General features: G+C 72.0%; 7 protein-coding genes. 3 read left to right on the top strand and 4 right to left on the bottom strand.

Annotated features, from left to right (window positions below; translation table 11 throughout):
- Window positions 1-126: 126 nt before the first annotated feature.
- Window positions 127-375: a hypothetical protein gene (locus EOINJALH_RS32140; protein ID WP_199873290.1), complete on the bottom strand. Its 249-nt coding sequence runs from the start codon at window positions 373-375 to the stop codon at window positions 127-129.
- A 442-nt stretch (window positions 376-817) separates the two neighbouring features.
- Between EOINJALH_RS32140 and EOINJALH_RS09960 the strand changes: the two genes are divergently transcribed.
- Window positions 818-1693: a substrate-binding domain-containing protein gene (locus EOINJALH_RS09960; protein ID WP_199873288.1), complete on the top strand. Its 876-nt coding sequence runs from the start codon at window positions 818-820 to the stop codon at window positions 1691-1693.
- A 37-nt stretch (window positions 1694-1730) separates the two neighbouring features.
- Here the strand turns inward: EOINJALH_RS09960 and modA are convergent, their stop codons facing one another.
- Window positions 1731-2498, bottom strand: a complete 768-nt coding sequence (modA, locus tag EOINJALH_RS09955; RefSeq protein WP_158219712.1) for a molybdate ABC transporter substrate-binding protein — start codon at window positions 2496-2498, stop codon at window positions 1731-1733.
- 504 nt (window positions 2499-3002) lie between these two features.
- Between modA and EOINJALH_RS09945 the strand changes: the two genes are divergently transcribed.
- The gene (locus tag EOINJALH_RS09945; protein WP_088280203.1) at window positions 3003-4193 is read left to right on the top strand and encodes a hypothetical protein; all 1191 of its coding nucleotides are present in this window, start codon (window positions 3003-3005) and stop codon (window positions 4191-4193) included.
- A gap of 43 nt (window positions 4194-4236) precedes the next feature.
- On the opposite strand, the gene EOINJALH_RS09940 is transcribed toward EOINJALH_RS09945, so the two are convergent.
- Window positions 4237-4995 (bottom strand): Rieske 2Fe-2S domain-containing protein, encoded by a 759-nt coding sequence (locus tag EOINJALH_RS09940; protein ID WP_088280202.1) that lies wholly within the window; start codon window positions 4993-4995, stop codon window positions 4237-4239.
- A gap of 165 nt (window positions 4996-5160) precedes the next feature.
- On the opposite strand from EOINJALH_RS09940, the gene EOINJALH_RS09935 reads away from it, so the two are divergent.
- Window positions 5161-6225, top strand: coding sequence for a S1C family serine protease (locus EOINJALH_RS09935; protein WP_088280201.1), 1065 nt, complete (start codon window positions 5161-5163; stop codon window positions 6223-6225).
- Between the two features lie 88 nt (window positions 6226-6313).
- Here EOINJALH_RS09935 and glgX read toward each other — a convergent pair whose 3' ends face one another.
- Window positions 6314-8407, bottom strand: a complete 2094-nt coding sequence (gene glgX / locus EOINJALH_RS09930; protein ID WP_088280200.1) for a glycogen debranching protein GlgX — start codon at window positions 8405-8407, stop codon at window positions 6314-6316.
- Between the last annotated feature and the right edge of the window lie 151 nt (window positions 8408-8558).

Here is an 8558-nt window from a genome sequence, read left to right as displayed (position 1 = left end):
GCGCAGCCGACCGCCACAGTCAGCGCCACCGTCGGCTGCCGCCTGCCGCGCCGCGCCGATCTCCGGACGGAAGGAACGACCGCTACCAGCGGCGAACCGCCGCGCTCCAGCCCTGGCTGCCGTCGGTCAGAACACCGCGTGGTCGCCACGCTCGGGTGCGGCGGCACCGCTCACCAGGCGCGCATAGAAGTCGAACAGCGTCTCGGTGCCGGTCGATAGCGTGGCCGCGGCGTCGCAGCGGCCCGTGGTGGGGTCGAGCACCAGCATGGATTCGGTGGCGTGATAGCGCCCGATGCGAGCGAGTTCTGCCTTGGCCGAGAGCGGAGGCAGCACCCGACTGGCGGTGCCCAGCACGCCGATGATGGCGTCGAGCATCCCGCGACCGGCAGCTGGCGGAAGCGCGGCGTCCGGCCGAACAGCTCGAACAGGCGCTCGCCCTGCTGCCGCGGCGTGATCGCCGGGCCCGGGCCGCCGATGGGCAGCACGCGGTTGCGGCGCGCCGGGTCGTCCTGGCAGTCGGCCAGGTCGTCGGCCAGGTCGTCGTCGCTGATCGGCTTGCAGGCCGTCAGCGTGCTGTCGCCGAACACCAGGAAGGGCTGGCCGCGCACCTCATCCTGCCGCATGCGCCCTACCACGTGACGTTCCTTCGGGCCGTGCGCGTGGGCGATGACTTCCGGCTGACCGAGTTCAACGGGCTGCCCGTGCACTGACCCGGGCCCGCGGCCACGCGCCCGCGCGCTCAGCCTATGCACGGCCGGACATATCCACTTTCCTGCGTCGATTGGATAGCCTCCAGGGCTTTGCAGGAGAGATGCCGATGCGTTCCAGTCTGTCGCGCCGCGACGCGATGTTCACGATGGCCCTGGCGCTGGGCCTGGGCGGGGCGCGGGCCCAAGGCACCGCGCCCGCCAAGCCCGATGCGGTGTGGGGCAGCGGCCCCAACGCGTTCTCGCTGGCCACCGGCAGCCCGGGCGAACTGGGCCTGCTGGAGGTGCTGGCCACCGACTTCGCCCGCACGCACGACGCCACGGTGTCGTGGTTCAAGGCCGGCTCGGGCCAGGCCATGCGCCTGCTGCGGGAGCGCAAGGTGGACATGGTGCTGGCCCATGCCCCGCCGGCCGAGCGCAAGGCCGTGGCCGACGGCTGGGCCACGGGCCGGCGGCTGATCGGCTCGAACGAGTTCTGGATCCTCGGCCCCGTCGACGACCCGGCCCGGCTCGGCATCGCCAGCGACGCCGCCGACGCCTTCCGGCGCCTGCAGGATGCCGGCGCGAAGTTCGTCTCGCGCGGCGACAACTCGGGCACGCACCAGAAGGAGAACGAGATCTGGAAGGCCGCCGGCCGCACGCCGGGCGGCGCGGGCCTGATCGTCACCAAGGACTTCATGACGGCCAGCATGCGCCGCGCCAACGACGAGGGCGCCTACTTCCTCACCGACTCCAGCACCTTCATCGCCGAGCAGCGCAACATGCCCCGACTGAAGCGCGTGTTCCGCGGCGGCCCGATGCTGGCCAACCCCTATCACACCTTGTACCTGACCGAGCCGACGCCCGGCGCCGCCACGGCCCGCCGCTTCGGCGACTACCTGGCCTCGGACAAGGTGCAGGCCCTGATGCGCGACTTCGGCCGCGACCGCTACGGCGAGCCGATGTACAACGACGCGACGAGCACCGCCAGGATCATCGGCGATTGAACCTGCCGCACGCGGAGCGGCGGCCGCCCACGCCCGATCAGGGCACGCCGAAGCCGGAGCGCTTGAACACGGCCTGCGCCGGCTCACTGCGCAGGTAGGCGATGAACTTGCGCGCCAGCGCCGGCTGCCGGGTGTCGGCCACCACGCTGGCCAGGTAGCGCACCGGGGTGGCGGTGGGCAGCGTCTCCACCACGCGCACCCGCCCGGCGGCCTGCGCCGCGTCGGTGGCGTAGACGAAACCGGCCTCGACATCGGCACTGGCCACCAGGGCCAGCACCGCGGGCACGTCGTCCACCACCACCACCTTGCGCTGCACCGACGGCCACAGGCGCTGCGCGTTGATGGCCTCGCGCGCGTGGCGCCCGGCCGCCACGCTGGACTCGCGGCCCATGGCGATGCGCATCACCTCGGGCCGCGCCAGGTCGGACAGCCGCTGCACCGGCAGCGTGGACGAGGCCGGCACCACCAGCACCAGGGTGTTGGACGCGAACAGCGCCGGCAGGTCTGCCAGCAACAGCCGCCGCTGCACGCCCAGCGCCACGGTGTCGGCATCGGCGCCGGCCAGCACGTCGGCGGGGCTGTCGTGCGCGATCTGGTCCAGCAGCGCGCCCACGGCGCCCACGCGCAGCGTGATGCTCACACCGGCATGTCCGGCCTCGAACTCGCGCGCCACCGCCTTCATCGCGTCGCCGAGGCCGCTGTCGGTGGCCACGGCCAGGCCCTGGGCCATCGACGGCCAGGCCGCCACGGCCAGCACCAGGGCGCCGGCCCGGCGGAGGAAGCGATGCAACAGGGTGTGGGGCATGCCGCGAGCGTACGCCATGCCCCGGCACGGCGGGCGGGCGGCCGCAATGGCCTCAGGCCGTTCAAGACTGCAGCCATCGGCGTTCCACTTCAGCGCGATCATCGCCGGCGGCTGCGGCGCCGTGCCGCGCCGCCGATGACCTTGCCGCCCTGCGTGCGGTCATGACGTGGGTTGTCGCCGAAACAGCGCACCACGTGCGCCGGCCCATGCGGGCGGTGCGGCACCGTCGGCCGCGCCGATGCCGCGCCAGGCGGCTCGGGCAGCGGGCCAGCGAACCCCTGGGCCACTGGCCGTCGGCATACGCGATTGACACGCGTCAATACCTGTCGAAATACCCGCCAGCCGCTGGGCCCGCCACACGCGGATACACCTGAGACCGACCGTCGGGCATTGCCAGTGGCCCATGCCATTGCCCCCTAGCATCCGCGGCTCGGAGCCGGCACTGCGGCGCACGCGCTCCGGTCGTGCCGCCCGGTCGCCGCGTCATTTTGGGGGAGACATCACATGAAGAAGTTGCTGTGCCTTTTGGCCACCTCGGCCGCGCTGTTCACGGCCCAGGCACCTGCGCACGCCGGCATCGCCGACATCGCCGGCACCGAATCCGTGCAGAACCTGCTCGGCGCCAACGACCGCGGCGACCTGTTCTGGCAACGCACCGGCGACAACGCGATGTTCCAGTCGCGCCGAGGCGCCACCGGCACCTATCAGCACACGCGGGTGAACCTGAGCTTCCCGGGTTTCGGCAGCGGCTACGGCCAGCTGGCCGCCAATGGCGACGCCGTCTGGCTGCAGTTCAACAATTGGCCAACAAGCAACATCTACCACTTCGACGCGGCCACCGGCACGTCGCGCCAGCTCACGTTCTACACCCCCATCGCCACGTCGCCGCGCCTCTATCCGGCGGTGCAGCCGCCGGTGGTGGCCGCCAGCGGCAACGCGGCCTGGGGCGTGTGGTATCCGTTCTGCAATGGCTGCGCCGACGGCGGTTACCACATCGAGTACTTCGACAAGGCCACGGGGCTGGCGACGCGCATCACCACCGAGGCGCGCGGGCTCGGTGCGCCAACCTTCAACAGCCGCAACCAGGTGTTCTGGTTCGAGTTGGGTGCCGACCAGCTCGTCCGGCTGCGCCGTTTCGACCCGCTCACCGGCGTGACCACCAACCTGCTGACGCGACCGGCCGGCACCCGGGCAGGCACGGCGCTGGTCAACGACCTGGGCGACATGGCCTGGCTCGAAATCACACTGACGAACTACCAGTCCGACGTGTGGATGTACGACCAGCGCCAGCAGGCCGTGCGGCGCATCACGACCGATGGCTCCGGCTCCACGTCGCTGCGTCTGAACGCCATGGGCGATCTGGCCTGGCAGAGCGGCCCCAGCATCTGGCAGTTCGACCGCCGCACCGACACCACGCGCCGACTGACCACGAAGAGCAGCTACAACAGCGACTACTTCATGAACGATCTGGGCGACATGGCCTGGTCGTTCATCCCGCAGGAGGGCAAGGCGGCGATGCAGTACACCACGCGCGCCACGGCCGAACAGATCGCCGTCGGCGGCACGCAGACCTACCCGCTGGAAACGCAGCCGCGCATCAACGGCGCCGGCGACCTGTTCTACGTGCGCCGGCCGACGCCCGGCTCCACCTTCAACGTGATCACGCGCGCGGCCCGTTCCTTCCTCTGCAATTGAGCGAGCGTCGGCCGATCCTGCGAACCCGACGGCCGCGGGGCCTTCAGGCCTTGCAGGACTGCAGCTGGCGGCTGAAGGCCGAGGCCGCCTGCACCACCGAGGTCTGCGCGCTGCGGTTGCGGGCGTTGGCGCCGCGCTCCAGCTGCAGCCGGGCCTCGTACTTCTCGAAGAAGGCCTGGAACATCTCGCCGCCCAGCGTGCCGACGGCGTGCAGCTCGTCACTGGCGGCGTTCCATTCCAGCGCGATCATCGCCAGCGGCTGCGGCGCCGGCCCGCTGATGACCCGCCCACCCTGCGTGGGGTCGTAGCGCGAGTTGTCGCCGCAGCAGTGCACCACATGCGCCGGCTCGTCGGCCTGGCCCTTGCGGATGTTGATGAAGCTGATCTGCGGCGTCGGGTACATCAGCTTGTGGGCGCAGATGGCCGAGTAGGCGACGATGCGCTGCTGTGGGCCGATGCCCGGCAGTGACTCGTAGCGGTGCTTCTGGCCATCGCTCAACGGCACCGCCGTGGCCGCGCGCGGCAGCGCCATCAGGAACACCGGCGTGGTCTCGTAGGGGTAGTGGAAGATGTGTGGCTCGCCCACGGCCAGCTGCGCGCCCTTGAACGGCCGGCCCTGCTTGTCGACCAGCTGCGTGCGGCCATAGGCATGCGCCACCAAGGGCCCCTGGCCCTGACCGTGCGCCAGCGTCAGCGGCCCGGCCAGGCAGGCCGCGCCGAGGCAGGCCACCCGGTGCAGCAGGTCGCGCCGATCGGCTTGCGCGGCGTTGCCGTCGCCTTCATGCCCTGGTGTCGACCCCATGCTGCCCCTCCGCTGCGTGCCCGACCAAGCCGGAAAATAGCACGGCCCGCCCTCGACGCGCAGCGGGAGTCCCCGAGGCGCCCCGGGGCAAGCCAAGGGACTTGGCAGCCGCGCCACTTCGGTTCATGCTGCGCCCTCTGCCGCTGCGCGGAAAGGGGGGTTGCGATGCCGCTCGAACCACGGGCCGATGCCGCCGCATCGGGCGGCCCCGGTGTCTGCCGCCGCCGCTGGCTGGTGCTGAGCACCGCCGCGTTGGCGGTAACCGCACGGGCCGACGAGCCCGCCGCGTCGGCCGACAGCGCCGAGCGCCAGAAGGCGCTGCAGCGGGCCCACCGCGCGGTGGTCGGTGTCGAATCCCAAGCCGTCGATGCTGCGGGCTCGTCCAGGACACTGGGCGACAAGCGCCAGGGCTCGGGCGTGGTGATCGGCGCCGACGGCCTGGTGGTGACCATCGGCTACCTGATCCTCGAAGCCGAGCAGGTGGACCTGACCACCGCCGACCACCGCCGCCTGCCCGCCCGCGTGGTGGCCTACGACCCGGCCACCGGCTTCGGCCTGGTGCAGGCGCTGGTGCCGCTGGGGCTGGAGCCGGTGCCGATGGGCCGCGCCGAGGGCCTGGCCGAGCAGGACGTGCTGATGTTCGCCAACGGCGGCGATGCCGGCGGCGTGGCACCGACCCGGCTGCTGTCGCGCAGGCCTTTCGCCGGCTACTGGGAGTACCACCTCGAACAAGCGCTGTTCACCTCGCCGCCCTGGCCGATGCACAGTGGCGCGGGCCTGTTCAACCCGCGCGGCGAACTGGTCGGCATCGGCTCGCTGGTGGTGGCCGACGCCGGCATGGTGGACGGCGCGCGGCGCCCCGGCAACATGTTCGTGCCGATCGACCTGCTGCCGCCGATGCTGGACGAACTGCGCCGCAGCGGCACCAGCGCCGGCAGCCACCGCGCCTGGCTGGGGCTGAACTGCGTCGAGGACGAGGGCGCGGTGCGCGTGGTGCGCGTCACCGCCGACAGCCCGGCCGACACCGCCGGCCTGCAGCGCGGCGACCGCATCCTGCGCATCGACGACGTCGAGGTGCAGGCGCTCGACAGCCTGTGGAAGGCGCTGTGGCGCGGTGGCCCGCCGGCGCGCCAGGTGCGGCTCGAGATCCAGCGCGACGGCGCCCGGCAGCTCGTCACGCTGCGCAGCGTCGACCGCATGAGCACGCTGAAGCGGCCGAAGGGCGTGTGAGCCCCGGGGCGGGACGGCGCGGCACGACCTGACGGCGCTCGGCCTGGCAGCGCGGCATGTCTTGACCGCGGGGCACCGGCCGGCGGCGTCAGCCGGCCGCCGCCCGGCCCGCGGCCAGCATCACCACCGAGCGCGGCTGGACCCGGTGGCTGGCGCCGGTCACCTGCTCGGCGCCGTCGATCTCGCACAGGTCGTCCGGGGCCGGCCGCGCCGTGTCGATCACGCGGCGCCACCCGCTGGTGGCCCAGTCGGGCAGGACGGGCAGGTCGAACTCGAGCGGATGCCACCACGCGTTGAGCGCGAAATGCATCAGCAGGTCGCCCGACAGGCTGCTGGCGGTGAGCGCCAGGCTGTGCGACTCGGCCGCGGTGTCGGGTGAATCCAGCCGCACGCCGTGCAGCTGCACGTGCGCATGGGCCATCAGCTCGGCCAGCGTGAGGTGGTGGTCGGTGCGCACCGATTCGCGCAGGAAGCGCAGCCGGATCAGGCCCTTGACGAAGCGGTGCAGGCCGGGGTCGCGGTCGAGCAGGCGCCAGTCCAGCCAGCCGATCTCGTTGTCCTGGCAGTAGGCGTTGTTGTTGCCGTGCTGGGTGCGGCGCATCTCGTCGCCCATCAGCAGCATCGGCGTGCCCAATGACAGCACCGTGATGGCCAGCAGGTTGCGCGCCTGCCGCGCGCGCAGCGCCTGCACCCCCGGATCGTCCGTGGGGCCTTCGACGCCGCAGTTCCAGCTGCGGTTGTCGTCGGTGCCGTCGCGGTTGCCCTCGCGGTTGGCCGCGTTGTGCTTGCGCTCGTACGAGACCAGGTCCTCGAGCGTGAAGCCGTCGTGGCTGGTGACGAAGTTGATGCTCTGCGCCGGCTCGCGCGGCCGCGCCGCGTACAGGTCGGGGCTGCCCAGCAGCCGGTCGGCCAGCGCCGGCACCACGCCGGAATCGCCGCGCACGAACGACCGCACGTCGTCGCGGAAGCGGCCGTTCCACTCCTTCCAGCGCTCGCCGGCAAAGCGGCCCACCTGGTACAGGCCGCCGGCGTCCCAGGCCTCGGCGATCAGCTTGGTGCCGGCCAGCCGGGGGTCGGTCTCGATGTCCCACAGCACCGGTGCGCCAGCCAGCGGCGCGCCGGACTCGTCGCGCGACAGGATCGCCGCCAGGTCGAAGCGGAAGCCATCGACGTGCATCACCTGCACCCAGTAATGCAGGCTGTCGACGATGAGCCGCCGCACCACCGCGTGATGGGACGCCAGGGTGTTGCCGGTGCCCGAGTAGTTGGCGTAGCGGCCGGCCTCGTCGTGCAGGTAGTAGACGGCGTCGTCCAGGCCGCGCAGGCCGAACGTGGGGCCGCCCTCGCCGCCCTCGGCGGTGTGGTTGTAGACCACGTCGAGGATCACCTCGATGCCGGCGCGGTGCAGCGCCTTGACCATGTCGCGGAACTCGTCCAGCACCGCCAGCGGCTGCCGCGCGGCGGCATAGCCGGCATGCGGCGCGAAGAACGACACCGGCGAATAGCCCCAGTGGTTGGTCAGGCCCGGCGGCGCGTCCTGCGCGTCGAACTGGAACACCGGCATCAGCTCGACCGCGGTGATGCCCAGGTCGACCAGGTACGGGATCTTGTCCACCAGGCCCGCATAGGTGCCGCGCCGTTGCGGCGGCACGCCGCTGCTGGTGTGTCGCGTGAAGCCGCGCACGTGCAGCTCGTAGATCACGGTCTGCGTGAACGGCCGCCGCAGCGGACGATCGCCCTCCCAGTCGTAGCGGCCGGTGTCGGTGACCACGCTCTTGAAGGCATGCGCGTGGTTGGCGCCCGGCATCGCGCCGGCAGCGCGGCGATAGTCGACCGGCACGGCGACCGCGCGGCCATAGGGATCCAGCAGGACCTTGTCGCCATCGAAGCGCAGGCCGCGGGTCGGATCGACCACGCCCTGCGCGCGCCACGCATACAGCTGGCCGGGGGCCAGGCCGGGCACGCGCAGGTGCCAGTAGTCGCCGGTGCGATCGAGGTGGCGGTCGAGCGGGATCGTCCGTGTCGGCCGGTCGTCGTCGGCGCTGTCGTACAGCAACAGCTCCAGCGCCTGGGCGTGGTGCGAGAAGACGCTGAACCGCACGCCACCCACATCGGCCACCGCGCCCAGCGGGAACGGGCGGCTGGGGGGCGGCTGCACGGGTTGGGCGGTTCGCCGAGCCATGCGGCGATTGTCTGGTCGGGCATGGCGCGCGCCGATTGACTCGACGCAAGGCCGCGGTAGCCGACCCCGCCCGTGGCAACACGGCCCGAGTGTCTTCAAACGAAGCAATCGTCACGGATTGGAGTGCCGGGCGGGCCGGGCACTCGGCGGT

This window comes from Ideonella sp. A 288 (assembly GCF_002198735.1).
Taxonomy (GTDB): domain Bacteria; phylum Pseudomonadota; class Gammaproteobacteria; order Burkholderiales; family Burkholderiaceae_C; genus Pseudaquabacterium.
Note: the sequence above shows the minus strand (reverse complement) of the source record. Positions and strands in the feature narration are given on the sequence as shown.

Bases quoted from the DNA above. Each gene is read 5' to 3' on its own strand.
- glgX (WP_088280200.1), bottom strand. From the start codon at position 8,407: ATGGCTCGGCGAACCGCCCAACCCGTGCAGCCGCCCCCCAGCCGCCCG.
- EOINJALH_RS09945 (WP_088280203.1), top strand. From the start codon at position 3,003: ATGAAGAAGTTGCTGTGCCTTTTGGCCACCTCGGCCGCGCTGTTCACG.
- EOINJALH_RS09940 (WP_088280202.1), bottom strand. From the start codon at position 4,995: ATGGGGTCGACACCAGGGCATGAAGGCGACGGCAACGCCGCGCAAGCC.
- modA (WP_158219712.1), bottom strand. From the start codon at position 2,498: ATGCCCCACACCCTGTTGCATCGCTTCCTCCGCCGGGCCGGCGCCCTG.
- EOINJALH_RS09960 (WP_199873288.1), top strand. From the start codon at position 818: ATGCGTTCCAGTCTGTCGCGCCGCGACGCGATGTTCACGATGGCCCTG.
- EOINJALH_RS32140 (WP_199873290.1), bottom strand. From the start codon at position 375: ATGCTCGACGCCATCATCGGCGTGCTGGGCACCGCCAGTCGGGTGCTG.
- EOINJALH_RS09935 (WP_088280201.1), top strand. From the start codon at position 5,161: ATGCCGCTCGAACCACGGGCCGATGCCGCCGCATCGGGCGGCCCCGGT.